Below are 22,235 nucleotides of genomic sequence, written 5' to 3' on the forward strand. Positions count from 1 at the left end.
GCTTGCAGGATGATTGGCCGCGTGGCCCGGCGCGAAGAGCGCCGCGCTTGAGCGGCCTCGGCACCGCCGAGACGTCGAGCGGAGCGAGCAGCTTAAGCCCGCGGATGCGGGCGCCGGCGCTTGAGGCCAGCAAAAAAATTTGGAGCGGCAGCGCCACGCTTGCCCAGGCTCGGTGCTGCTCCAAAGCTTGATTTCGGCATTTCGCCGAATGATATCAGCGACCATCCCGACACGAGAGCGCAACCGATCGTACGATGATGGCTGACGACACGGAACACCAGAACCGGACGAACGGCGCCGAGGCGAACCCGGAGGCCGCCCAGGCTGCCGTCCAGAACGCCGGCGCCGATGCCGAGGCGCTCGCCGGCGCCATCGCCGAGCGCGACGAGTTCAAGGACCGGCTTCTGCGCACGATGGCCGAGATGGAAAACCTGCGCCGCCGCACCGAGCGCGAGGTCGCCGACGCCCGGACCTACGCGGTGACGAACTTCGCCCGCGACATGCTGAATGCCGCCGACAACATCCGCCGCGCGCTGGAAAGCGTGCCGGCCGAGGCCCGCACTTCGGCCGAGGGGGCGTTCAAGGGCCTGATCGAGGGCATCGAGCTGACCGAGCGCGACCTCGCCAAGACCCTGGAGCGCCACGGCGTGAAGGTGGTGGAGCCCCACGGCCAGCGCTTCGACCCGAACCGTCATCAGGCGATGTTCGAGGTGCCGAACACCGAGGTCCCCAACGGCACCGTCGTCCAAGTGGTGCAGACCGGCTACGTCATCGGCGACCGCACCCTGCGCCCCGCCCTCGTCGGCGTGTCGAAGGGCGGCCCGAAGCCGGACGCCGGCAAGGACAAGCCCGCCGACGCGGCTTGACGCGGCTCACGCCCGGCTCGCGATCCACACCACGTGACGCGGGCCGCTGGTGCCGTTGGCCGGGATGCGGGTCTCTTCGACGGAAAAGCCCATCCGCTGGAGCCGGGCCTTGAACTTGCGGTCCGGCGTGCCGGACCAGACGCCCAGCACGCCGCCGGGCTTCAACGCCCATTGCGCCCGCTTGAGGCCCCATTCGTCGTAGAGCCGGTCGTTGGCCCGCCGCATCAGGCCCTCTGGGCCGTTGTCGACGTCGAGCAGGATCGCGTCCCAGGCCTCCGCTCCGGCCTGCACCAGCCGGTTCACGTCGATTTCCCGTACCTCGACGCGCGGGTCGTCGAGGCAGCCGCGAAACACCTCGGCGAGGGGCCCGCGGGCCCAGGCCGCCACCGCCGGCACCAGTTCGGCCACGACGATTTTCGCCTCCGGCCCCAGTTCCCGCAACGCCGCGCGGAGGGTGAAGCCCATGCCGAGGCCGCCGATGAGCACCCTGGCGGCGGGGCGACGCGACAGGTGCGCGCAGGCGAGCGTGGCCAGGGCTTCCTCCGAGTGGCCGCGGGTGGAGTTCATCAACTCCTTGTTCTCGACCACGATCGAGAACTCGCGGCCCCGCCGCATCAGGTCGAGGCTCTTGCCGCCGCCGGGCACGTGCCCGGTGTCGAGATGGACCCAGGCGTTCATGGCGACCTTTCGAAGCTTGCGCCGAGGGGAAGCGGGCGCGTCGTCCCAGGCCGAACGCCGGTGGCCAGATTCGGCAAGATGCGCTGGACGCAACCCCAGCCGCGTCGGCGGCGATTGCCCTTCCTGCGCCCCCGCGTCTATCAGCGCGCATGGCCAAGCGCATCAAGTCTCTGCCGCAGCAACGCGGGTTCGTGAGTTTCGACGTCGTCTTCGCCGACGGCTCGCGTGCCTCGAACCGGCGCGTCCCGATGGAAATCCTGGGCGGCCTCGACGGCGACCTCCCGGCGCATCAGCTCATCGCTGAGCAGGAGGCCGAGATCGCCCAGAAGGCCGGACGCCCGCCCCGCGAGATCGAGAGCCTGACCCGCTCCCCGGCGCCGCAGAAGCCGGCGGTGGCCGGCTGATTCCTTTCGGGTTTTCCGGTCGGATGTCGGGTTGCCGCCCCACGCCGTCATCGCTTCTGCTCCGCATCGCAAGGAAGGAGAAAGTCCGGGGCGCTCCCGTCGGGCCGCTGCGCGGTGCTATTCCTCCGCCTCGATACGGATCGCGACCGCCTGCGGCGCAGCCTCGTCCAGCGCGAGCCCGAACCGCCGCTCTTCCTCGCCGCAGGGGCCGAGGCTGCTGAAGCCCAGCCGCGGATAGAGATCGCGCACCATCCCGTTCTTCGGGCTCGGCCGGTAGATGCCGACGAGGCGGGCCGCGCCGAACTCCCGCGCGGCCGCGACCGTCACGTCGCGCATCGCCGCTTCCACGCCGCGGCCGATCACCCGGCAGCTCATCAGCCACGTGTCGAGGACGAGGTCGCCGCCGGAGCGCCGGCCGATCACGACGCCGACGATGCCGTTATCGGCGAGCCGGTCGATCAGGCGGAAGCGCAGGGTCAGCGCGTCGGGATCGGTGAGCAGCGCCTGCGCCTCCCCGTCGGCGATGCGCCGGGTCGTCAGGTTGAACTGGTTGGTCTTATTGACGAGCTGGACGATGCGGGGAAGGTCCCGCGCGGCGAAGGGCCGCCACAGCAGCCGCATGTCGAGGCCGGCGAGGTAGGCCGGCAGATCGCTGGCCTGCGCCGGCACCTCCTGCCGGGCGGCGTAGTGGCCGCTGCGGGCGCGGTCCTCGGCGGTGACGTGGAGCGCCTCGAAGTAGCCGGCCTGGGCGATCCGGTCGGCATAGCCGCTCGGGTCGGGCGGCAATTCGGGCACGGCGACCTCGGGCAGGGCCGAGCGCACCCGGTCACGCTCGAACGGGTTGTCGTCGGCGAAGACGAGGGCGTCGAGGCCGAGGTTCAATTGCGCCGCGACCCGGCGCAGGTTCTCCGCCTTGTCGTCCCAGTTCGCCAGGAAGGCGGCGATGTCGCTGCGCTTGAGCACCATCTCGGGGTGGCGCGCGAAGGCTTCGAGGGCGTTGGCCTCGTCGTTCTTCGAGACCACCGCCAGCACGACGCCGCGTCGCGACAGGTCGCGGGCATAGGCCTGGAACGCGGCGAACGCCTCGCCCTCGGCGCTGCCCGGCCCGAGCACGAGGGCGGCCGGGCCGTCGTCGCCGACGATGCCGCCCCACAGGGTGTTGTCGAGATCGAGCACCAGCGCCTTGCGTGACAGGCCGCGCCGCGCCGCCAGCACCCGGGCGACGAGATCGCCGTAGAACGGGGCCGCCGCCGGTGCGATCTCCTGCTTGGCGCGCCACCACCCCACGCTCTCGTGCCACGCCGACAGGCCATGGCGCTGGACCGCCGCGTCGAGCGCCAGCACGTCGATCCCCTCCTCCGCAGCCATCGCCGGGAGGGCCGCGTTCAGCCGTGCGACCGCCGCGGCGCGCGAGCCCGGCAGCCGATGCTCGCCCGCGCCCGCGAGCGGCACCGGCGTCGGCAGGATCGCTTGCTGGATGAGACCGCAGCCGAGGCCCGTCCGCGCCGCCCGCCAGAGCTGGCGCCAATCGGCCAGCACCGCCGCCTCGGCCCGGCGGGCCTGCTCGGCATCCTGCGCCGCCTCGAAGCCGGCGGTGGCGTGGGCCGCATCGAGAACGAGCAGGATCTCATCGGGGGCGAAGGCGTGGAGGCCGGAGCCGGGATCGAGGATGTCCTGCCGGTAGGCGCCGTAGGGTCCCTCGTAGAGGTCGATCCACAGCCCGCGGCGCAGCCCGGCGATCCGGATCGCGGGCAGGAGATGCGAGACGGTGGACGAGCCGAGCACCGCCAGCCGCACCGGCGGGCGGGACAGCCCCGGCGGCGGCGCGGGATAAGCGGCGTCGAGGGCGCGGGCGAGGGCGTTGGTGCGGACCCCGTTGAGGCGGGTGTTGGCGAGTTCGACGAAGCCGTCCCACGAGGGCGCCCCTCGTAAGGCGGACAGCCGCTCGGCCCAGGGGCCGGGATCGGGCAGCCAGTCGAGGTCGGGCACGGGTCAGCCCCCGGCGAGCTTACGGGCCACGGTCTCCGCGAGGTCGCCGACGCGGGCGAGCGCATCGACCTCCCGCGTGGTGAAGGTGATGCCGAACGCCTCCTCGGTCGCCATCAGGATGTCGACCATCCGGCCCGAATCCCAGCCGGCCACGTCGCGGGCGGTCATCTCCGGTCGCAACACCAGGGCGGGATCGTCGAAGACTTCGCGGAAAATGTCGGTCAGGCGGGCGTCGATCTCGTCCGGGGTCATGCGCGGTCCACGTCTTTCGTCGGTCGGGGCGCTCATAGCAGGCGACCGGGACGGCGGCACCCGGCCCGCATCATCCGCGCCTCAGCAGCCGGGCCGCGCGCGGTGGGCGCTCGGCGGCGGCGGGCTCGGGGCTCTCGGCCAGGAACCAGCCGGCCGAGCGGAAGGGGCCGGCGTCGCGGCCGCGGGAGGCGAGGCCGATCCGCAGCTTTCGATGCTCCTCGGGAAGCGTCGCCGAGACGTGAATCTTCTGCCACCGCTCCCGCAATCCGAGATCGGCCTCGCGCCAGCGGATGCGCCGGTCGCCGATGGCGGCGGCGATGCCCTCGCCGCGATAGCTGCGCGGAATCCAGACCCAGCAGGTCAGGGTATGGACCGCCTTGCGGTCGAGCGGCTGCAGGTCGATCAGCGGGCCGAACACCGTCTGGTCCGCGCCGGCCTCGGGCCGGTGCCGACGCGGCCAGCCGCTCGAGAGCCGCAGACGGGACGGCAGCAGGTTGCGCGGCGGCGGCGGGAGCGTATCGGGTCGGCCTTGGACGAGGTTCTCCGTGCGGCGGCACAGGTCGAGCCAGGGCGGCAGGTGGACCGCCGCCGCCAGATCGTAGGGGGCGAAGCGCGTCACCGTTCCCTCCAGCCAGCCGCCCTCGTGCCGGCGCACGGAGGCCGGACCCTCCGCCGCCCGCACGATCAGAAGCTCCGCGGGCCCATGCCGCCGCAGCGCCCGCAGCAGAGCGGCGGCCTCGGCGGGCCCCTCCTGCGGCCCGGCCTTCCGGACAAGGATCTTCTCGCCGAGCCGGAGGTCTTCGAGGAGGCGGCGCTTGAGGTAGCCGACCTTGCGGGCCTCGCGCTTGAGCACAGCGGCGGGGTCGTCGCTGCCGGCCAGGTGGCCGGTGTTGTACTCGAAGTCGTAGCGGCGGCTGCGGCAGAACAGGTAGTTCGTCACATGCGGGTAGACGAAGAGATCGTCGCCCTGGCCGTAGAGCGCGAAATCCGAATCGAGCGCGTGGAGGAGGTGGTCGATCCGCGAGGCGGAGAACCGCATCAGACCGAGGGGCTCGATGCCGCCGTAGCGCTGCACGAGCCCGAACTCGCAATTGTCGCCGATGCTCTCGAACCGGCCCAGCAGCGCGTGGAGGGGCAGGGTCGCCCCGCCGGACGCATCGTGTGGGCTGTCGGGAGGCATCGCGGAAACCGATCGTGGGGACGCGCAAGGCGGCGTCACGGGAGGCACCCGCGCGCCCTGCGGCCCGGATGCGACCGAAGGAGCTCCCCCTCGGCTGGGCCGCGTTATGGCGCGGCGGGCCGCCTCCGCCAACCGGCCCGCTCGCCACCGATACGGTTCGTTCACCCCCCGTCCCTACGCTTCCGACATGAGCACCATCGCCGCCCAAGCCGTCCAGATGCAGGCCGCCGCGTTCTCGCAGCAGGTCGGCACCGCCATGGCCCGTCAGCAGATCGACGCTGAGCGCTCGGTCGCGCAACTCGTGGCACAAACGGCGTCCCCGCCGGCCCCGCCCGGCCAGGGCCAGGTGGTCGACATCAAGGTGTAGCGCGGGATCGCCGGCCCCTCCGCAGCCCTCGCCCGAGGGGGCTGCACGGGTTTCGAGGCGTCGCGCCGGCGCACAGGCACGGCCAAATCGCGCTCAGCGTACGGGCGTGAATGCCGCGATGTCGATCGTCAGGATGATGTGGGGATTTGAATGGTGCTGCGAGAGAGGATTGAACTCTCGACCTCCTCATTACCAAAAAGGCGTTCTGGCCGATCTTCTGTGTTTGTTTGCGCGCTGTGCGCAACCTGTTCCGCGCCGGAAGCGCTCTCCGATACCGAGATCGCGGTTCAGGGGTTCACGCGAACCTGAGAGCACTCCATTGATCCGCGTCCTACGGCAGGTGCTGGTAGCTCTCCCGTCTGACGATCTGACCGATGGCCGTTCGCCCCACCCCAAAGCGCCTACCCACGTCCGCCTGCCTCTCGCCGGCCGCGCAGCGTGCTCGCGCCTCGGCCACCTCCTCGTCAGTAAGCCTGCGTCTCGTGTGGAAGGCGGGGACCGCGTGGCCGATGCTGGCCCACCTGCGTCCGGTGATTGCGTCAGCCAGGGTCCTCTCGGCGACGCCGAGGTCGAGGGCTATGTCCTTCATTGGCTCTTTCGCGCGGGCGCGCTCTCGGGCCTGCATCAGGATAGCTTCGGATAGGACTGCGCCCGAGACGGCCTCCCCGCATAAGCGGGTGCCGTGCTCCACCTTGTGTCCTTCATTCTCGGCCTTGGTTGCCCAGATGAGGTTGGCCAGCCGGCAGTCGCTGCGGACGCCGTTGAGGTGTGCGCACTCCGTGCCGGTCGGCGCCGGGCCACGAAACGTCTCGCACACCAGTCTGTGCACGTAGCGGCTATGGGTTTTGCCGCTCAGCCGCAGAAAGACACGAAGGTAGCCCTTGCTGTTAGGTATGCGGACAAGCGTGCGCCCGCGGCTGTAGACTTCACCCTGGTCGTCTATTTCGTAGTTCGGGAAACCAGGGATGGTCGCGCGCATACCTCTAGGCTCCCCGCTGCAGTTCTCAGGTACTGAGGGCTCAATTTAGCATAGACCCGCTGTGTGATGGCATCGTCAGCGTGGCCGAGGAACGCAGCGATCTCGCTCATCGGTCGCCCAGCTTCCGCTAACCAGCAGGCCGCCGAGTGTCTGAAGACGTGCGGCGTCACGCCGATGAGCCCTGCCCGCTTCGTCGCCTTCGAGAGCGCGGTCCTGACGCTCGCCACCGGCTCGCCGGCCCACTCGATGACGCGATCCGTTCGGCGATGGGCGTGCGCGTTGGCGAGCGCAGCCCGTAGGGCGTTGGTCATCGGGACGGTCGCCCTGCCCTTCTGCGGCCGGAGCATGTTGCGCTCGCCGAGGAAGACGAGGCCGCGCTCGAAGTCGATTCGATCCCATGTCAGTTCGAGGAGCGCCGCGTTCCGCCCGGCGGTCGAGATCGCGAGCAGCAGGTAGAGCCGCAGGTGCGGCGTCTCGGAAGCGTCGAGCAGCCGCTCGAACTCGGTGCGGGTCAGGTGGCGCTCGCGCGGCGCCGGCACGCTCGGCATCTCGATCGCCGGCGCCTTGCCGATGATCTTCGCCTTTTCCGCCCACAGCAGCGCGGCGCGCAGCTGGTTCAGTTCGGTGCGGATCGTGCCGTCCTTGACGCCGGTCCATTGCGTCGACGGGCGGCCCGCCGCGCGCCAGCGCTCCTGTTGAGCGGCCGACCCCTTCGGCGCCGTCCTGCGTTGGGCCGCGTAGGCGCGGCAGAGTTTCGTCGTGATCTCCTCGGGCTTGTGGTCCCCGAAGAAGCCAAGCACCGCCTTTGCCGACCAGCTCATGTTCCTGGCGATTCGCCGTCCTTCCCGGTCGGCGCAGTAGGCCTCCCAGATCGTGCGGATGTCCGGGTCTATCGGCCGGGAGGCGTCCGCGACGATTCGGCTGAATTCCGCCGCCGCTCCCGCTGCATCGCCGCTTTCAAGTTGCCGGCGGCTGACCCGATTGCCCCCTTCGTAGAGGCAGATGGCGTAGCCCCCGCGGAACTTCTGGAGCTTGTATTCCGGCATGCCTCGTACTCCCGGACGGCGCGCGCCGTGACGCGTAGCAGCTTGCCGCCGACCCGGAACGCCGGCAACTCGCCATTGTCGATCATGCGGCGCACGAACGAGGCCGAGCACTTCCACCGGGTCGCGACCTCAGCGGGGGTGAACACCTCGTCGTCGGCCTCGGACAGGCTGGCGCTAAGCATCCCTGCTCTCCCCGATCCGGTCGAGCGCGTCCCGCAGGATCGCCGCCGACGCCTCGTAGCGCTCGCGCCGGCCGCTCCCGCCCGCGAGCATCCGCGACGGGTCGAGGTTGTCCTCGTTGTCGGCGAGCTTCACGATCATGGCGACCGGATCACCGCTGTCGGCGATGGCCTGGATCCAGACGAGATAGGGCGGCCCCTCGGGCCGGCTGAGCGCGAGCACCGGGCCGATGGCGTCGCCGAAGCCTGCCGCGCGCAGATCCTCCGCGGTCGTGTCGGTGTCCTCCACCGTGTCGTGTAGCCATCCGACCTGAGCGCACAGGGCCGCGGTCTCGTCGCCCAGCCCCAGCCGTTCGGCATGGGCTCGCGCCCGCGCCGCGACCCGGCCGAGATGCCCGGTGTAGGGCGCGCCACCCTTGTCGGTCTGGCCGGCGTGCGCGCGGCGGGCGAAGGACTCGGCCGCGCTGATCTGGTGGGCGAGTGCCCGCAACGTCTCCACGTCAGCCATGGTCGCGATCCTTCTGAGGGGTGGGGTCGTCATGCGCCGCGCCCCTTCCGTCCTGATCGGGGGTCATGACCGGTCTCCGAGGCTGTCGATGTTCTGGGGGATGGCCTGCCAGTTTCGGCAAGCCGGCGAGGTCGCGAGCACGTCGGTGCCCGTTCCGCCGGTCCAGTGCGCGCGCATCAGCCCGCACTTCCGGTAGACCTTCGCCATGACCTTGCGGACGAGGTGGTCGCAGGAGCCGCAGGTCTCGCCAGCCGGGCCGGTGCCGGGCTGGGCCGCATAACCCTTGGCCTGGGTGCCGCGCCGCTGCATCCGTCGGCGCTCGGTCGGCGTGAGGGCGCGATCCTTCATCATGGACAGAAGGTCGGCGCCCCTCCCGTCCTGATCGCCAGGACGGTCTGATGGTGGGTGGGGGGTCATGCGGCGACTCCCGATGCGGAAGGTTGCGCGGAGAGGGGCTCGAACCGCTCGTCGTCGCGGTCTCCCCTCAGGGGCGTGCTGCTGCCTTGTTCGCGCCAGAGGCCGATGCACGACAGGTCCAAGCCCAGAGGTCGGAACGGGATGACCGCAGCCATCCGCTCGCCCGATTTTCCGTCGTGCTCCCACCTCAGGCGGACCCAGTGCTTGACGTGGCCGTAACCCTTTGGGCTGACGTACAGGGCGGGCCGGAAGTGGCGGCGGGCTTTCATCTCCCCGCGCAGCTTGGCGCGCTCGCGCTGCACCCATCGCCAAGCTCGATGCCACGCCGGCTCCTGCGCCTTCATGGTCGCGGCCCAGAGCTTTGCCGCTTCGTAAGTCCAGCGAGCGCCGGGCGGGTAGCTGTAGACGATGTCTTCGCCGTCGCCCGTGATGTCGTAGATGCGCGCGGCTGTGAGATCCTGATCGTCGCGGAAGGCTCGGACGGCGTCCTTGCGATCGCGGGTCTTATCCGCGTCTCCGCCGTATTCGTCGCATAGGCGCTCAAAGAGATCAGGGCGGGAGCCGTGGCGCAGGCTCTCATAGCCGTGTTGGATCGCGCCATCGACCGTCGCATCACGGTCGAACTCCTTGCGGCTATTGCCTTTCTCGCAGAGATAGTCGAAGTCGGCGCGTGAGATGAAATCGACGGCGTCCCACAAGGTGCTGAAGCTCGGCCACACCTGATAAACCGCCTCGCCGACGTCGCCACTCACGCAGACGACGCCTGGGGCCCAAGTGACGCGGAAGGAATAGGCGCTGCGGTTGGACCGCCCCATCCGCCACGAAAAACCCGGCCCCTTGGTGAGGCGGTGATCCGCGAAGCTCTTCGCGGCGATGCGCTGAATATCGGTGTGGTCAGCCATAGCGGATCACTCCATCGCGCCGGCCCGAGGGCCGGGTGTCGGGGACGGGAGAGTGTCGAGTGCAGCTGCTATGAAGGCCGCCGCGGCTTCCGCGTTGATCGCGTTGCCGGCCCGGTGAAGCAGCCCCATGCACTCGGCACGCCCATGATCCACGCGGCGAACAAGGGGTTGAGGCCAACGATCTCCGGCGACGAGCGGAGCGTCGGTGACAGCGCGCAAATCCGCTTCGCCACGCCATCGCCGCGGTCGAGCCGGGCAAGGACTTCCGCTCGTGAACTGTCCTTGTGTTCCCGAGCCGAGATGCTGGGCAACAAAGTAGAGCCGCTTCCGCGCGATCGGCTCGCCGATGTCCGAAGCTCTGAATACAAGCGCCCCGCAGGCGTAGCCCGCTCCCTCCAGGTCGGTTGCGACAGCGTCCCACCATCCTTCGGCGATGGCGTCGGGAACCTGCTCGCCAAGGATCGTGTCAGGGCGGCACTCTCGGATGAGATCAAGCCAAGCGGGCCAGAGATGGCGCTCGTCTTCGAAGCCGCGGTTTCGTCCGTGTACGGCTCCGGCCCGCGTCCACGGCTGGCAAGGACATGACCCGGTCCAGACAGCGCGCCCTTCCGGCCATCCGGCAAGTGCGAGGGCATAATCCCAGGCTGCCCAGCCAGCGAAGAAATGACAGCGCTCGTACCCGGCCACGTCGGCAGGTCGAACATGGACAATTGATCGGGCATCGACCCGACCAGGCATGATGTGGCCGCCCGAGATAAGCGCGCCGATCTGAGCGGAGGCATCGAAGTCGATCTCGTTGTAGTACGCGAGAGGCCGGCTCATCCCCGCCCTCCATCCGAGAGATCACCGAGGCGGGCTTCAGCCGCGAGGGTGCGGCAGTGGCGGGCGGTAAGCGGTGCGCCGGAGATCGCGGCCAGGGCCTTCCGGATGAGGTCTAGGGCGGACAGTGTTCCGCCCCGCGTGCCGCGTCCCTGCTCCTCTGTCTGCTGGCCGCTGCCCTGGTCGGCCAATAGGCGGCCCACCAAGCCCACCGCGCTTGCGGCCTCAGCCAGAAGGCGCGACTCTTCATCCAAGGCCGCAATGCCGTCCTCGACCTCCGGAAAATCCCTGTCCCCAATGACGTGATCGTCGGGGCCGAGCGGAGCGTATTTCTGCGCAAGAAGACGCGCACCTTGGCGGTGCGCGAGCCCGCGGCGAGCCGACAGGGCGAGGAGCCCTTCGGACAAGCCCTCGAAATTGTAGCCGGCGAGATCGGCAGCGCTCAGCATGTGCGCGCCTCCGGGCCGGCGCCGCGTAGGCCCATTAGCTCGTCCAGCGCGGCCCGCTCGCTCGGGGGCTGGCTATAATAGCCATCGAGGATTCGGCGATCCTTGCTCGTGACGACGTAGGTCTCGGGATCGGTCAGGCGGGCCGGGTCGATGCCGAGGATCTCCGCGAGACGCTCGCGCCGGGCGAAGGTGATGGTCTCGTAGCCGCGCTCCCATCTCGAGATGGTGGCGGCGCAGACGCCCACGCGCTGGCCGAGTTCGGACTGCATCATGCCGCGGCGCCGGCGATGGTGGCGGACCATCTCGCCGGCGTGGGTTGGATATCGGAGACGGGAGACCGGCACGGGTGCGATCCTTCCGAGTTGCGGGGTGATTCAGCGACGGGTGACGCGGCCGTCGAAGCCGCGCTTGAGGCCGGAGGCTTTGGTGCCGTCCATCGGGCGGCCGGGCGGAATAGGTCGCCGTGTCGGCCCGGCGCAGGTCTCGCCTGCGAGCCGCTTTGCCCGGGCGATCACGCCCTGGTCGGCCGCCGTCTTCGGCTTGTCGCAGTCGTGGCAGAGCGGACGCATGTCGTCCGGCTCGTCACGACCGCAGATTTCCAGCGGGATTTCGTGGTCGTAGACGTACTGGCTGCGGGCGGTGAGCGGCTTTCCGCAGCCGCCGCAGCGGGCGTAGCGCCGGAGAATCGCGACCTCGCGCGCCAGGGTCATCTCCTTGCGCTCAGGGATGACGACGCGCTCGCGCTGCGGGAGCTTGCTCATAGGCTGCCCGCCTCCTGCGGCGTGCGGCCGGCAACCCACCAGCGCTTCACGTACTCCTGCAGGTAGACCTCGCGCTCACAATTCGGGCAGTCGAGGCAGGTGATCCGCTCTTGGCCCCAATAGGTGACGTGGCCTTGCAGGACCTCGCCATCGGTCATCGGGATTTCCTGCCGGCAGTGCGGGCAGGTGACGCTGTCGCCGCTCACGACCGATCCCCCATCGCAGCAATGGCCGCTTCGACAAGCTCACCAGTGGCAGGGGCGAGAGCGGTATCGGTGTCGGGATCGCGGCAGTCGGAGCGGACGGCTTCCAGGGCGGCGCCGGCCGGGCCGAAGGCGTTCACGGCGCGGCAGATGTCGGCGGCGGCCTTCGCGCAGAGCGGGCCGTCAATCTGCATGTGCTGGCCCTTGGTGGGGTCGCCGAAGCTGATCCACGTCGTGCCATCGGGGTGCTGGCCGTAGGTAGCCGGGAGTGGGAGATGGGCGAGGCTGGCGGTCACCACAGCCTCCGTGCATCAGCATCGTCGAGGAGATCGTGCGCCGCGGCCTGGAGCGTGACGCGCGGGCCCCGCAGTCGGGCCAACCCGAGTCCGCCGAGGCAATCGATCATCCCGGGAAGCTGGACGACCCGGCTGGACATCAGCCCGAGGCGGATGTCGCGGCACGCCTGGATCACGTCGTCGGGCGAGCGCTCGCGACCAGCCAGCACGGCCCGAAGGGTGGCGACGGTCCGGGGCTCGGCCAACTCCCGCGTATAGGCCCGCGGAACGCCGGAGAAGTGCCGCCGCGCAGACCGGACAGAGAGCTTGCCCTGCATCACAGCCACCCGAGCGTGCGGGCGCAGAGAACGCCGACGGCCGCGGCGGTGAAGATCGAGCCCGGCCCGGCGATCGCGATGGCCGTCGCGGTGAGATCGAAGCTGCGCGCGGCCGCGGGCGGCACGAGATTGGGCACGGGAGCCTCGTTTGAATTGGCGGGAAGCAGAGTCGGGCAAGCGCGGCGGCGGGCCGGCGGCGCGGGCCGGAAGAACGGCCGCAGCGCGTAGTGGACGCTCGTTGCGAGGAAGAGCAGCGACGCGCCGAAGGCGATGTACGGAACGGGGTCGCCGGACATGTCGGTCAGGCCGCGGCGGGACTGACGAACCCGCGTTCGTAGGCGCCGTGCGAGGCCGACGCGTTCGCCGCCGCCGACCGCCCGTAGTCGAACCGCTCCGCCTCACGAGTGAGATCGGCACAAGGCGCGGTCTCGGTGGTGCCGTAGAGGGCGGCGGAGATGGCGTCGCCGCGGTCGTGGGCATCGGCGGTCAGGGCGGCGTCGGCGGCCTCGGCCGTCTCCACGCGGCGCATGGCGGTCGAGAGGATCGCCCGGTTGTTGCGCTCGATGCGGGCCTTGAGCGCCTCAGCCAGATCGGTCTCGCTGGCGTAGGTCGTGGCGGTGCCGGCGAGCGCGTTGCAGAAAACGGCGCGCAAGGCGATCACACCCTCCTCGAACCGCATCCGCAGCAGGTTGGCGTGCTGCGCGCCCCGGGCGCCGAGCTGCGCGCTGGTCGCGTCGTCGATGGCGACCATGCGGACCACCTCCGTCACGGCATCGACCATCAGGCGGGTGTGCTCGGCAGCGTCGGTGAGATCGAAGGCGGTGACGGTGGGCTCGGAGGTGTCGGTGGGGCTGAACGGCGCGCACATGGGCGGACCTCGGGCGGCTGGAGGAAATCGGTATTTTGTGAAGCGGGGGCAGGGGCTTGGGCGCTGAAATCGGGCCAGAGGAAATCAGTGCGTCAGGCGGCGGGCGCGGCCAGGGGCTCGCGGAAGCCGGCGCGGCCCGCGATGACATCGACATCGTGGACGAGGAGGCGCCCGGCGCCGGCGGCGTGCAGGGCGTCGGCGAGCCAGCCTGCGTCGGCGGCAGTGGCGTGGATGCGGATCAGCGTGGACTTGACCGTCGCGGTGCGCAGATGAGCGGCGGCGCGGGCGGCGGTCGCGTTGCCAGCGTCGGCGGCGGCGTCGAGCGTCGCCAGGACGGCCTCGAACTCGAAACCGCAGAGTTCGATGGGCCGGCCCGCGGGTGCCGGAGCGCCGGCGATCTCATCGAGACGAGCGAGGGCTTGGCAGAACCCATCGACACCGCGCTTGCGCAGGTAGGTGGCGAGCGTCGCGGCCTGGGCGGCGTCGGGGGCGACCGCCACGAAGCCGGAGCGCTTGGTGGGCACGCGGCGGTCGAGGATGGCGTAGGCGGAGGCCGCGCCGCCGTCACCGGCCCGCTGCAGCCGCAGCAGCGCGGTCGTCAGGCGCTTATGATCCTCGGCGCCGAAGAACGCCGCGACCTTCTCCTTCTTCGCCCACTCGGCGCGCTTCTCCTTCAGGCGGAGAGCGCTGTCGCTGCTGCGGGGGCGGCGGCGGCGCGTGAACCGATCCTCACCCGAGGTCAGATCGGTGACGGTCAGGGTTCGGGAGAAGGACATCGGGGAGGGCTCCACCGCGTGAGGCGATAGAGCCAACATACCGTATTGGTATCGACGGTCAATACCATTCGGGTATCATTCGGTATCGAAACCGTGGCCCGCCTTTCCACACTTGTCCACAGGCCACAACCTTACGAGGGGACTCGACACAGGCACACGCCCGCGCCAGCTTAGAACAAACAGGGAACAGGCAGGCGGGGGATTCGGGTGGGGGCAAGGCTTGGGACTGCCGACTCGGACCTCGCCGACCTCGCCTACCTCTACGTCCACTGCGACGACTGCGGGAACGTCCGCCGGTGGTCGCGGGCGAGGCTCAACGACGCCGAGCGCCGGGGCTACCGCAGCCTCCCGACGCTGGCGAGCAAGTTCAGGTGCGTGCGGTGTTCGGAACGAGGCGGCAGCGGCCGGAACATCAACCTCCGGCCCATCCTGAAGGAGGACGACGATGTCGGGTGACGAGCGGTATGGCGCGACGACCTTCGTGCGCGATCGGTTCGGCCAGCTGCGCGAGGGGCGGACCTATCCGTGCGCCGACGGTGAGGTGGCCAGGAAGGTCGCCGAGGATCGGGTCGCGCAGGGCTGGGCGCCGGGCGCCGCGGCATTCCTACGGCGCGGCGGCGGGGAGTTCGACGAAGGCGAGACCGTCACCCTCGCGGCGTTTGGAGACGTGCCGCGAGAGGTGCGGGATCAGATGCCGTTTTAAGAATAAATATCAGTCCTCAGTTGTGACTTCTCGAAAGATCAAGATCGGAGTTATGCCATATGACATAGGAGGGCGACCTATGATGCCGCGAGAGGCATGAAACAACCTCGCGGCAATTTGCCCGACGGCAGTTTCTGCAACCTTTGCCAGTATGTCCTCCGCGCTCTCGCCGTCATCATTTTTATAATTAGGGTCCCAAGGCGTTGCATCCAGCACGCCTAAAATATTCCACTCGCCGTCAAGCAACGCTCCATGTTTAAGCAGGAGGTCGCTTGATTTGCCAATTAATGATTCTTCATTCAAAGTGCACCATAATGAGCACTCTCCATTGACCAGCCTCATCTGCAGCGCGTGCGGCAGAATTGATAGAAGCGCAATTAGCAGATCGAATTCACTATTTTTTCCACTTTCGCCCTTATTGCCTAGGGCACGCCTTTCGGCTCTACTTAGCGCAGGCGCAGGGGTTGTGTCATTCATCCCAGCTTTTATAAGTTTTTGTATAACGGGCTTATCCCATGATGTTTTTAGCAATCCCAAATCGAGCAATAATATTTGTCCTGTTGATAAAATGAAACTTCCGATACGACTGTTTGGAATATCCTTTTTAATCAAATCGCGTCGCTGCAATTCATCAAGTAGGTTGAGGGGAGAAAGCCACTGAGGATCAAATTGCCTTGTTTGGTTTTCCTGAGTGGTTGTTGTTTTATCTATTTTTGCCGCACCGACGTTTACCCCACCGCCGCCGGAAACATTTTTGCCGTCAACGCGCGTCAATCCCGTAAGATGTCCGAATTTACCGAATTGACTTAAAAATTGAGCTACCCGCCTATTATCGACATAGATAAAATCATATGCGGAATCTACCTCTTGCTCGTCTTGCGCCATTTTCTAGAGCCTCTTCCACCCGGTTTTTGTGCTCTTTATCTTTTTCGTCATCACCAAAAACGGTCGAGGCTATAGAAGCCGCGGCCTCATCGGGCCGAGCCTTCAGCAGGCGCGCCAGAGTCTCACCAAACGGCATATCCTGCCACTTCGGTGCATTCTTGCGTTCGGTCATAACGCGCCTCCTCTGAAGGCCCGACCTGACGTTGAACCGCCGACACAGCCTCTGTGTATGGTGCCCCGAGATCGGTTGACAAGCCGTTTTGATGTGCCTGCGAAGACGCGCCATTTCGTCCCTGATCGAAGGCCCGGCGCGCACGATCATATCCCAATCAATTCCGGCCACGGGATCACCCGATGCACCCGCACGACATCAGCCTCGTCGATCGGGGGCAATTCCTTCGGGTCGATGTGCTGTTCGAGGTAAAGCTTCCCGCCGCCGCGTTTCACCAGGCGTTTGACCAGGGCCGGCCCCGGCTCGCCCTCGACCTCGCCGCGCTTCTCGACGAAAACGTAGTCCCGCGGCTGCGGTCGGCGGTGCGGATCAATATAAAGCGGGTCGCCGTCCTCGTACTTCGGTGAGACGCTGTCTCCGACGAGATACACGACATAGACGTCCTTCCGGTTGGTGATGCCGGGCGGACGTGGGGCGTGGTCGATGATCTGGCCGTTGAGGGTGAAGTCACCTTTGCCGTCGCCGCCTGACCCGGTGCCATAGACCGGGACGTTACGCGGACCCTTGAAGGCGCCGGTATCGACGTGTTCGGCCTCGGGCGGAACGATGACGTTCGACGCGATGTCCGGCATCTGTGATCGGCCGGGCGGCGGCGGCGTCGAATCGTCTCCGCCTTCGTTCGCAAGATCGGCGGGCGGGAACAGCAGCGTGCGCGCGTCGATCCCGATGTGCGGAGCGAGTCGCTCGGCCCAATCCTTCGTAAGCGTCCGCTCCCCTGTCTCAAGGCGCTTGATCTGGGGTTGAGAGGTGCCCGCAGCTGAGGCAAGCGCCGCCTGGCTCAGGCCGGCCTTGCTGCGGAAATGGCGGAGGGCGCTCATACCGAAATGATATTTGCCCACAGCGTCATCGTCTAAGTCCGTTTCGGTATGGATGGGCTTGCGGCGACGATACCGTAATGGTATTGGTATCGTCATGACGCTCACCGACTATCTACGCGAGCACGGCCTCACGCACGCTGAGTTCGCCGCTCAAATTGGGGCCACCCAGGCTGCCGTGACGCGGTACGCGAACGGCCGCCGTAAGCCGAGCTTGGCGAAGATCATCCGCATCGAGAGCGTCACCGACGGCGCGGTTCGAGCGATCGATTTTGCGCCGCCCGCCGAGGGCTTCGGCGCCGTTCGCCCCACCCCCTCCAATCCTGAGGTCGCAGCATGAGCGGCCAAAATCGAAAGCTGGCACATGGACTGGCTTCATCTCGTGCTGTCCGTCGCGCTGGCGGTCCAGTCGATTTCCTCGCTTCTTATCTTCAGGCGCATCACCTCTGCGCTGGACGAGATCGACTCGACTTCAACAGCGACGACAAGCCTTCTTCTCTTCATGCGACGCAACCACCAGCTTGCCGTCTCGGACACAAAGAATCTGAATGTCGACTCGTTCGCCGTGTAAGGCCCGCCCGAGCGCAGGCGCGTATCGGGCTTGATGTCGGCATCAACAATCCATTTCTTGGCGTAGTCCTTCGGGCTGTAGCCAATGAATTTTCCGCCGTCCCAGTTTCCTTTTGCGGGCGCGATCAAGCTACCTCTTGGCTTCAAAACTTGCATGCTGAGCATGCGGAATGCGTTCTCTTTTGGCTCCTTCAGTGTAAGAAGGAAGGTAAGACCACCCTCAGTCACGGGGTCTTTGCTTCTACGAAGCTTCCAAACAGCGTCCGCCTGTCGCTTTTCGCGCTTCTTCGTGTCTCTACGAGTGCGCCAATTGAGATACAGGCTCCAGAGTCCGATACCACCGGTCACGGCCCAGCCGATAAGGTCTTTCGTCTCAACAGCCATCACAGCTCCATCGGTCGTCTCGCAAACTCCGATGTAGAGCAGCACGACCGGTCGGCGCGGGCCGCCGATGTCCGTCCCGGTCGTGCCTGCCTTTCGGCGAGGTCGGCATGACGACCCGCCCCATCCTGTTCCGCCTCGGCATTCTCGCCCTGGCTGCGGCCGTCACGGGCGCTGTCTTCGGCGGCCTCGCCCTGCGCGCCGCCGCCTCTCGCGGCGATCTTCCGGTTCTGCATCTCGGGAGGGCGGAGCCGTGAGGCGCAGCTTCCGAGTCCTCAATCCCGAAGCGAAGCGCTGGCGCGCCGAAGCGGCCTGTGGCGCGCCCGTGCGCCGCCTCGCCAAGGCCGCGGCGCGCGATCCGAAGACGATCCGTCGTCATCTTCTCTGCGAGCAGTTCGCGTCCATGCGGGCGCGGGCCGTACGCCTGGAAGGCCTGTTCTCCGCCTGCAACCGCGCGCTCGCGCGAGCGGCCCGATGAGCCGCGCATCCCTTTCCCCCGTACCAGCGGCGGCCCGCCCCCGGCCCGTCGCTGGATCGCGCCCGGTCCTCGATCTCGTTCCCGCGTCACCGGGATCGGGCGCACCCTATTGCAGCCCCGCCGGCGCCTCGCTCGCGCCCGCGGCTCGGGCCACGCTGGCGCACGCCGCCTGCGCTGCCCCCAGCAAGTCCGGATCACGCCGCACCACCGCGGCCATCGCGATCTCGACGTGCGTGAGGAGGCCCGCCCGTGCCTCGGGTGCCCGCTCGATCTCCCGCCGCACCAGCCACGTCACCATGGCGTGGAGCGCCAGGAGCGAGGCGGCCGCGCCGCCGTCGTCCGCCTCATCCTCCATCCCGTTTCCCCTCCTGCACGCGCCAGCCGTGCGCGCGCTTCACCCCGTTCATCATCTGGCGACCGCGCTTGCCGGCGCTGTCGCTCGCGTTCGCCGCCGTTGGGTTGCCGCCCGCGGCGTCGGTCTGTCCCTGCGCTTCCGGTCCTGCCTGCAAGCTCTGACCCTTCGCGCCCCCGTTCATAGTGCTGCGTCCCCTTCCTTAAGCTTTCGTCCGACGCCTCGCGTCCCCGAGATGCAATTCAGCAAATCGGAGTGCGCAGGTGCGGACAATTTTTGCCCGGAAACGGACAATGCAGACCGCGGCTAATCTCGCGAACCCTCTCGTCGGCGCGCTGGTGAAGCACGCCGAGCGCCGCACGGGCTCGCGGATGCTGGCCTACGAGGCCGTTGGCCGCACGATCGGCACGACCGCGTCGTGGGTGCGCAAGTTCATCGGCAACCAGCCGGTTCGGCTCGACGCGGATGTCTTCCTGCGTATCCGAGCGACCTACCAAGCCAATTGCGACCGCTGGGATGCCCAGGCGGACGAAGATCGGGCCGCGTTCTTCGCGCTCGGGGAGGCAGACGATGCGATGGATTCGGTCGCCCCTCCGGGCGGCGCTGTGGCGAAAGGCGCGAACGCTGCGCGAGGCAGGCAAGCCTCTGCCGTGGTGGCTCCGCTGGTGGACGAGGGCGGGCGATGACTAGCGCCCTCACCGTCGAACTCGCGAGCGACGGCTTGGTCTGGCGGAACGCCACCGGCCTCGTCGTCGCCTCCATCACGGCCGTCGCCGGCATCGACGAGGTCGCCGCCGTGATGCGCGGCTTTCCGCCCGAGGTCTGGTCGATCGAGGCGACGCAGCACCTCTCCGCCGTCCTGTCCGAGGTCGCTCGCAATGCCGGGATCGCGGCCCGGTTCGACGATGTCGAGCCGCTCGTGCCGCGCCGCGCTCCGGCGCCCGCCGACGCCGTCGCGCCCTGGGGCTGACGCCCCACCGTTCCCGCCGCCGGGCGGCTCCCGGCATCTCGTGAACCTCAGGAGGCCCATCATGGCCGACGACGACAAGCCGTTCCCGATCCTCGAAGCCTACGCCGTCTTCGATCCGACGCTCGGCTACACCGCCGACATTGTCTCCGCCTATCTCGGCAAGAACCCGACGGCGATCGACCAGCTGCCGAAGCTGATCCTGTCCGTCAGCAGCGCGCTCAAGGCCTCGGTGGCGGTGGACGTGCCGGCGGGAGACGGCGGCGCGGCGCAGGCCGAGAAGCCGAGCGAGGCGCAGATCTCCGCTTCGATCACCCCGGACGCGCTGATCTCCTTCCTCGACGGCAAGCCCTACAAGACGATCCGGCGCCACCTGACCACGCACGGCCTGACGCCCGAGGGCTACCGCGCGCGCTTCGGACTGCCCGTCGACTATCCGATGGTCTCGCCGAACTACTCGGCGGCCCGGTCCGAACTGGCGAAGGCGGCGGGGCTCGGCCGCGGCGGCGCGGCGCCGGAGGCACCGGAGGCCGGCCCGAGCGCGGGCGACGCCGCTCCCGTCGACGAATCCATCGCGGCCTGACGCCCATGCGCGCGCCCGGCTCCACATCCCGACGCACGGGCGCGCGTAAACTCGCGGGCGCCGTGCCGATGCGCGAGAGCGCCATCCAGGCGGCCGTCGTTCAGCACTGGCGCCTGTTCGGCCAGCCGCACACGCTTGTGGCGGCGATCCCGAATGAGGCGGCCAAGGGCCAGCCCGGCCTCACCAAAGGCCTGCCCGATCTCCTCGTCATCGGCGGCCGCGTCCGCATTGCGTTCCTCGAACTGAAGACGCCCAACGGCAGCCTCAGCTTCGAACAGAAGCTCTTCCGCAACCTCTGCGCCTTCGTCGGGATCGAGTGTGTCGCCGCCTACGGGCGCGATGAGCCGATCGCCGTGCTGGAAGGCTGGGGGATCCTGCGGCCGAACCTGAATGGGCCGGTGCGATGAACGCGCCCGCACCCACCGCCGACACTTGGCCCGACACGCCCCGCAACCGCGTCGAGATCGCGAACCGCTGGGCCAAGGGGCACGACACCCTGACCATCGCCAAGGCGATCGGTCTCACCGAACCGCAGGTCTGCTGGGTCCGCGCGCGCGTGCAGGACGAGCGGCACGCGGCCCGAACCTGCTCACAAGGAGGCGACCGTGCTGGCCTGCGATGATGCCCTGTTCGGCTACGACGACGATCCGGCCGCGGATGCGATGATCGCTGCGGCGAACGCCCTGGAGCGGCGCGACATCATCGAGGCGCGCGTCGCCCTGGGGGCCGCCGAGCGATGGCAGTCGACCGCGCAGATCGGTTTTGAGGCGCTGTCGCTGCTCGACGATGGCCGGCCAGACGAGGCCGCGCGGCGCATCGATCTCTTCCTGCATCCGAAATGGCCGTCCGCCGCGGCCTGCGCCGAAGCCTACGAGCAAGCCATGGGAGTCCGGTCGTGAAGGTCGCCGTCGAGCGTGACAACCTGCTGGCGGCGCTCGCGCACGCCCATCGTATCGTCGCCAAGAGCGACAGCATTCCGATCCTCTCGACCGTCCTGATGACGGCCGGCGATGGCCGGGTCGCCATTACGGCGCGCAACGCCGACATGGTGGCTGAGACGGCATGTCCGGCCGACGTGTCGGAAGCGGGGCCGGTCGCCGTTCCGCTCGCGCCCGTGGTCGAACTTCTCCGGCGCCTGCCGGCCGGCACGGCGATGCGCATGGAAACCGATGCGGACCGGTCCGAACTCGCGGTTCGCTACCGCCGGTCGGCCCTGTCACTCCCGACGCTCGACAGCACGACCTTCGCGACCTTTTCCATGGAGGCCGACGCCGTTGCGTTGGCGATCGATGCAGCGACGCTGATCCGCCTCATCGAGACCCCGCTGCACGCGTCCAACGCCGACGACCAGCGCTCGTTCGCTCAGGGGGTTCACCTCCACTTCGCCGAGGATGTCGGCGCTCTCTGCGGGGTTGCGACGGACGGGCGCCGCATGACGCGGGCCATCGCCACCGGGTTTCCGGACGCCCGGCGCTTTCCGCCCACCACCATCGGCACCCGGTCCTGCGGCGAGATCATCAAGCTCGCGCAGGAGGTCTGCGGCACCGGCATGATCCAACTGCGCATCAGCGACCGGCTGTTGTCGGCAGAGGCTGGCGGGACGCGGCTCATCACGAAGCTCGTCGAGGCGACCTATCCCGACTACGCCCGCTCGCTGCCGAAAGACCTGAGCAAGCTCGCCGCGATGGCGGCCCACGAGTTCGAATCGGCACTCCAGCGCACGCTGATCCTGGCCGACGACCGGGACCGGATTGTTCAGTGCGAGGTCGCGGACGGTGTGCTCAGCATCGCGGCCCGCAGTTCGAAGGGCGGCGCGATCAGCGAGGCGGTCGAGGTCGAGGGCGGCGACGGCATCCGCTTCGGCATGAACGCCCGCATGGCGGTCGAGGCGCTCAGCGCCCTGAAGGCCGACGTGGTCGAGATCAGCAACGCGGGTTTCGGCTCCCCAATCCTGATGCGCAAGCGCGGATCGTCCGATGCCCTGTGCATCGTGATGCCGACCCGCACCTGAGG

General features: G+C 68.4%; 39 protein-coding genes and 1 pseudogene. 15 read left to right on the forward strand and 25 right to left on the reverse strand.

The genetic code is table 11. The features are described 5' to 3' along the window. The first annotated feature begins 254 nt into the window (after positions 1 to 254). Positions 255 to 866 carry a nucleotide exchange factor GrpE gene (gene grpE, locus BM140_RS13105; RefSeq protein ID WP_091946717.1) on the forward strand — a complete coding sequence of 204 codons (612 nt, stop codon included), beginning with the start codon at positions 255 to 257 and terminating at the stop codon, positions 864 to 866. A gap of 6 nt (positions 867 to 872) precedes the next feature. Here the strand turns inward: grpE and BM140_RS13110 are convergent, their stop codons facing one another. Further along, the gene (locus BM140_RS13110; protein ID WP_091946720.1) at positions 873 to 1,544 is read right to left on the reverse strand and encodes a spermidine synthase; all 672 of its coding nucleotides are present in this window, start codon (positions 1,542 to 1,544) and stop codon (positions 873 to 875) included. A 149-nt stretch (positions 1,545 to 1,693) separates the two neighbouring features. On the opposite strand from BM140_RS13110, the gene BM140_RS13115 reads away from it, so the two are divergent. Beyond that, positions 1,694 to 1,948, forward strand: coding sequence for a hypothetical protein (locus BM140_RS13115; protein ID WP_091946723.1), 255 nt, complete (start codon positions 1,694 to 1,696; stop codon positions 1,946 to 1,948). Positions 1,949 to 2,065: 117 nt separating this feature from the next. Here the strand turns inward: BM140_RS13115 and BM140_RS13120 are convergent, their stop codons facing one another. The 3 genes from BM140_RS13120 to BM140_RS13130 all read right to left on the reverse strand — a co-directional run bounded on the left by BM140_RS13120 (position 2,066) and on the right by BM140_RS13130 (position 5,369). Next, a complete protein-coding gene (locus BM140_RS13120) occupies positions 2,066 to 3,937 on the reverse strand; it encodes an HAD-IIIC family phosphatase (protein WP_091946725.1) in 1,872 nt (623 codons plus the stop codon). 3 nt (positions 3,938 to 3,940) lie between these two features. Further along, positions 3,941 to 4,189, reverse strand: coding sequence for an acyl carrier protein (locus tag BM140_RS13125; RefSeq protein WP_091946728.1), 249 nt, complete (start codon positions 4,187 to 4,189; stop codon positions 3,941 to 3,943). Between the two features lie 70 nt (positions 4,190 to 4,259). Continuing rightward, positions 4,260 to 5,369, reverse strand: coding sequence for a hypothetical protein (locus BM140_RS13130; protein WP_091946730.1), 1,110 nt, complete (start codon positions 5,367 to 5,369; stop codon positions 4,260 to 4,262). 187 nt (positions 5,370 to 5,556) lie between these two features. Here BM140_RS13130 and BM140_RS13135 point away from each other — a divergent pair, with 187 nt between their 5' ends. Continuing rightward, on the forward strand, positions 5,557 to 5,736 hold the full coding sequence (locus BM140_RS13135; RefSeq protein ID WP_091946733.1) for a putative motility protein: 180 nt from the start codon (positions 5,557 to 5,559) through the stop codon (positions 5,734 to 5,736). A gap of 331 nt (positions 5,737 to 6,067) precedes the next feature. Here the strand turns inward: BM140_RS13135 and BM140_RS13140 are convergent, their stop codons facing one another. From BM140_RS13140 to BM140_RS13215, 16 genes and pseudogenes are all read right to left on the reverse strand, one after another. Further along, entirely contained in the window at positions 6,068 to 6,715 is a 648-nt protein-coding gene (locus BM140_RS13140; protein ID WP_091946736.1) for an HNH endonuclease, read from the reverse strand. Beyond that, positions 6,676 to 7,761 carry a tyrosine-type recombinase/integrase gene (locus tag BM140_RS26090; RefSeq protein WP_091946740.1) on the reverse strand — a complete coding sequence of 362 codons (1,086 nt, stop codon included), beginning with the start codon at positions 7,759 to 7,761 and terminating at the stop codon, positions 6,676 to 6,678. Before BM140_RS26090 ends, BM140_RS13140 begins: the two co-directional genes overlap by 40 nt. A 17-nt stretch (positions 7,762 to 7,778) precedes the next feature. Beyond that, positions 7,779 to 7,943 (reverse strand): annotated as a pseudogene (locus BM140_RS26695) (helix-turn-helix domain-containing protein); the annotation flags it as partial. Beyond that, the gene (locus BM140_RS13155; RefSeq protein ID WP_091946747.1) at positions 7,936 to 8,448 is read right to left on the reverse strand and encodes a hypothetical protein; all 513 of its coding nucleotides are present in this window, start codon (positions 8,446 to 8,448) and stop codon (positions 7,936 to 7,938) included. The gene BM140_RS13155 and the pseudogene BM140_RS26695, both read right to left, overlap by 8 nt. A 63-nt stretch (positions 8,449 to 8,511) precedes the next feature. After that, complete coding sequence (locus BM140_RS13160) at positions 8,512 to 8,799, reverse strand: hypothetical protein (protein ID WP_244535418.1); 288 nt, start codon at positions 8,797 to 8,799, stop codon at positions 8,512 to 8,514. Positions 8,800 to 8,861: 62 nt separating this feature from the next. Beyond that, entirely contained in the window at positions 8,862 to 9,767 is a 906-nt protein-coding gene (locus tag BM140_RS13165; protein WP_091946754.1) for a hypothetical protein, read from the reverse strand. Positions 9,768 to 9,773: 6 nt separating this feature from the next. Continuing rightward, entirely contained in the window at positions 9,774 to 10,589 is an 816-nt protein-coding gene (locus BM140_RS13170; protein WP_091946757.1) for a DNA cytosine methyltransferase, read from the reverse strand. Then, entirely contained in the window at positions 10,586 to 11,035 is a 450-nt protein-coding gene (locus tag BM140_RS13175; RefSeq protein ID WP_091946759.1) for a hypothetical protein, read from the reverse strand. The genes BM140_RS13170 and BM140_RS13175 overlap by 4 nt, the downstream gene beginning before the upstream one ends. After that, a complete protein-coding gene (locus BM140_RS13180; protein ID WP_280142591.1) occupies positions 11,029 to 11,337 on the reverse strand; it encodes a helix-turn-helix domain-containing protein in 309 nt (102 codons plus the stop codon). The genes BM140_RS13175 and BM140_RS13180 overlap by 7 nt, the downstream gene beginning before the upstream one ends. Positions 11,338 to 11,409: 72 nt before the next feature. After that, complete coding sequence (locus BM140_RS13185) at positions 11,410 to 11,796, reverse strand: HNH endonuclease signature motif containing protein (RefSeq protein ID WP_091946766.1); 387 nt, start codon at positions 11,794 to 11,796, stop codon at positions 11,410 to 11,412. Then, complete coding sequence (locus BM140_RS13190; RefSeq protein WP_244535420.1) at positions 11,793 to 11,954, reverse strand: hypothetical protein; 162 nt, start codon at positions 11,952 to 11,954, stop codon at positions 11,793 to 11,795. Before BM140_RS13190 ends, BM140_RS13185 begins: the two co-directional genes overlap by 4 nt. Before the next feature lie 44 nt (positions 11,955 to 11,998). Beyond that, on the reverse strand, positions 11,999 to 12,295 hold the full coding sequence (locus tag BM140_RS13195; protein ID WP_091946771.1) for a hypothetical protein: 297 nt from the start codon (positions 12,293 to 12,295) through the stop codon (positions 11,999 to 12,001). Beyond that, entirely contained in the window at positions 12,292 to 12,612 is a 321-nt protein-coding gene (locus BM140_RS13200) for a hypothetical protein (RefSeq protein ID WP_091946774.1), read from the reverse strand. The genes BM140_RS13195 and BM140_RS13200 overlap by 4 nt, the downstream gene beginning before the upstream one ends. Beyond that, positions 12,612 to 12,908: a hypothetical protein gene (locus BM140_RS13205; protein WP_091946777.1), complete on the reverse strand. Its 297-nt coding sequence runs from the start codon at positions 12,906 to 12,908 to the stop codon at positions 12,612 to 12,614. Before BM140_RS13205 ends, BM140_RS13200 begins: the two co-directional genes overlap by 1 nt. Positions 12,909 to 12,913: 5 nt before the next feature. Beyond that, entirely contained in the window at positions 12,914 to 13,480 is a 567-nt protein-coding gene (locus tag BM140_RS13210; RefSeq protein ID WP_091946780.1) for a hypothetical protein, read from the reverse strand. Positions 13,481 to 13,572: 92 nt separating this feature from the next. Then, positions 13,573 to 14,256, reverse strand: a complete 684-nt coding sequence (locus BM140_RS13215) for a hypothetical protein (RefSeq protein WP_091946783.1) — start codon at positions 14,254 to 14,256, stop codon at positions 13,573 to 13,575. Between the two features lie 207 nt (positions 14,257 to 14,463). Between BM140_RS13215 and BM140_RS13220 the strand changes: the two genes are divergently transcribed. Further along, positions 14,464 to 14,712, forward strand: a complete 249-nt coding sequence (locus BM140_RS13220; RefSeq protein ID WP_091946786.1) for a hypothetical protein — start codon at positions 14,464 to 14,466, stop codon at positions 14,710 to 14,712. Then, positions 14,702 to 14,959: a hypothetical protein gene (locus BM140_RS13225; protein ID WP_091946788.1), complete on the forward strand. Its 258-nt coding sequence runs from the start codon at positions 14,702 to 14,704 to the stop codon at positions 14,957 to 14,959. Before BM140_RS13220 ends, BM140_RS13225 begins: the two co-directional genes overlap by 11 nt. Positions 14,960 to 14,968: 9 nt before the next feature. Here the strand turns inward: BM140_RS13225 and BM140_RS25400 are convergent, their stop codons facing one another. The 3 genes from BM140_RS25400 to BM140_RS13230 form a co-directional block, all read right to left on the reverse strand. Further along, positions 14,969 to 15,844 carry a hypothetical protein gene (locus BM140_RS25400; protein ID WP_131803814.1) on the reverse strand — a complete coding sequence of 292 codons (876 nt, stop codon included), beginning with the start codon at positions 15,842 to 15,844 and terminating at the stop codon, positions 14,969 to 14,971. After that, positions 15,807 to 16,016 (reverse strand): hypothetical protein, encoded by a 210-nt coding sequence (locus BM140_RS25405; RefSeq protein ID WP_131803816.1) that lies wholly within the window; start codon positions 16,014 to 16,016, stop codon positions 15,807 to 15,809. The genes BM140_RS25400 and BM140_RS25405 overlap by 38 nt, the downstream gene beginning before the upstream one ends. Positions 16,017 to 16,162: 146 nt before the next feature. Beyond that, entirely contained in the window at positions 16,163 to 16,894 is a 732-nt protein-coding gene (locus BM140_RS13230) for a S24 family peptidase (RefSeq protein ID WP_091947133.1), read from the reverse strand. Positions 16,895 to 16,988: 94 nt separating this feature from the next. Between BM140_RS13230 and BM140_RS13235 the strand changes: the two genes are divergently transcribed. Beyond that, the gene (locus tag BM140_RS13235; protein WP_114435994.1) at positions 16,989 to 17,231 is read left to right on the forward strand and encodes a helix-turn-helix domain-containing protein; all 243 of its coding nucleotides are present in this window, start codon (positions 16,989 to 16,991) and stop codon (positions 17,229 to 17,231) included. 35 nt (positions 17,232 to 17,266) lie between these two features. On the opposite strand, the gene BM140_RS25410 is transcribed toward BM140_RS13235, so the two are convergent. After that, entirely contained in the window at positions 17,267 to 17,890 is a 624-nt protein-coding gene (locus tag BM140_RS25410) for a hypothetical protein (RefSeq protein WP_131803817.1), read from the reverse strand. Positions 17,891 to 17,952: 62 nt separating this feature from the next. On the opposite strand from BM140_RS25410, the gene BM140_RS25885 reads away from it, so the two are divergent. After that, positions 17,953 to 18,099 carry a hypothetical protein gene (locus BM140_RS25885; RefSeq protein ID WP_165616454.1) on the forward strand — a complete coding sequence of 49 codons (147 nt, stop codon included), beginning with the start codon at positions 17,953 to 17,955 and terminating at the stop codon, positions 18,097 to 18,099. Further along, positions 18,096 to 18,320 carry a hypothetical protein gene (locus tag BM140_RS13245; protein WP_091946796.1) on the forward strand — a complete coding sequence of 75 codons (225 nt, stop codon included), beginning with the start codon at positions 18,096 to 18,098 and terminating at the stop codon, positions 18,318 to 18,320. Before BM140_RS25885 ends, BM140_RS13245 begins: the two co-directional genes overlap by 4 nt. Positions 18,321 to 18,426: 106 nt before the next feature. Here the strand turns inward: BM140_RS13245 and BM140_RS13250 are convergent, their stop codons facing one another. Then, a complete protein-coding gene (locus BM140_RS13250; RefSeq protein WP_091946798.1) occupies positions 18,427 to 18,675 on the reverse strand; it encodes a hypothetical protein in 249 nt (82 codons plus the stop codon). Between the two features lie 290 nt (positions 18,676 to 18,965). On the opposite strand from BM140_RS13250, the gene BM140_RS13255 reads away from it, so the two are divergent. The 7 genes from BM140_RS13255 (at position 18,966) to dnaN (ending at position 22,233) form a co-directional block, all read left to right on the forward strand. Next, positions 18,966 to 19,358, forward strand: a complete 393-nt coding sequence (locus BM140_RS13255) for a hypothetical protein (RefSeq protein ID WP_244535421.1) — start codon at positions 18,966 to 18,968, stop codon at positions 19,356 to 19,358. Next, positions 19,355 to 19,642, forward strand: a complete 288-nt coding sequence (locus tag BM140_RS13260) for a hypothetical protein (protein WP_091946803.1) — start codon at positions 19,355 to 19,357, stop codon at positions 19,640 to 19,642. The genes BM140_RS13255 and BM140_RS13260 overlap by 4 nt, the downstream gene beginning before the upstream one ends. Before the next feature lie 61 nt (positions 19,643 to 19,703). Then, entirely contained in the window at positions 19,704 to 20,222 is a 519-nt protein-coding gene (locus BM140_RS13265; RefSeq protein WP_091946806.1) for a Ros/MucR family transcriptional regulator, read from the forward strand. A 68-nt stretch (positions 20,223 to 20,290) separates the two neighbouring features. Next, positions 20,291 to 20,629: a VRR-NUC domain-containing protein gene (locus BM140_RS13270; RefSeq protein ID WP_091946809.1), complete on the forward strand. Its 339-nt coding sequence runs from the start codon at positions 20,291 to 20,293 to the stop codon at positions 20,627 to 20,629. Then, positions 20,626 to 20,844, forward strand: a complete 219-nt coding sequence (locus BM140_RS13275) for a hypothetical protein (protein WP_091946811.1) — start codon at positions 20,626 to 20,628, stop codon at positions 20,842 to 20,844. The genes BM140_RS13270 and BM140_RS13275 overlap by 4 nt, the downstream gene beginning before the upstream one ends. Next, positions 20,828 to 21,121, forward strand: a complete 294-nt coding sequence (locus BM140_RS13280) for a hypothetical protein (protein ID WP_091946825.1) — start codon at positions 20,828 to 20,830, stop codon at positions 21,119 to 21,121. The genes BM140_RS13275 and BM140_RS13280 overlap by 17 nt, the downstream gene beginning before the upstream one ends. Further along, entirely contained in the window at positions 21,118 to 22,233 is a 1,116-nt protein-coding gene (dnaN, locus tag BM140_RS13285) for a DNA polymerase III subunit beta (protein WP_165616455.1), read from the forward strand. Before BM140_RS13280 ends, dnaN begins: the two co-directional genes overlap by 4 nt. Positions 22,234 to 22,235: the final 2 nt, after the last annotated feature.

Origin of the sequence: Methylorubrum salsuginis, assembly GCF_900114375.1 — a bacterium.
Lineage (GTDB): Bacteria > Pseudomonadota > Alphaproteobacteria > Rhizobiales > Beijerinckiaceae > Methylobacterium > Methylobacterium salsuginis.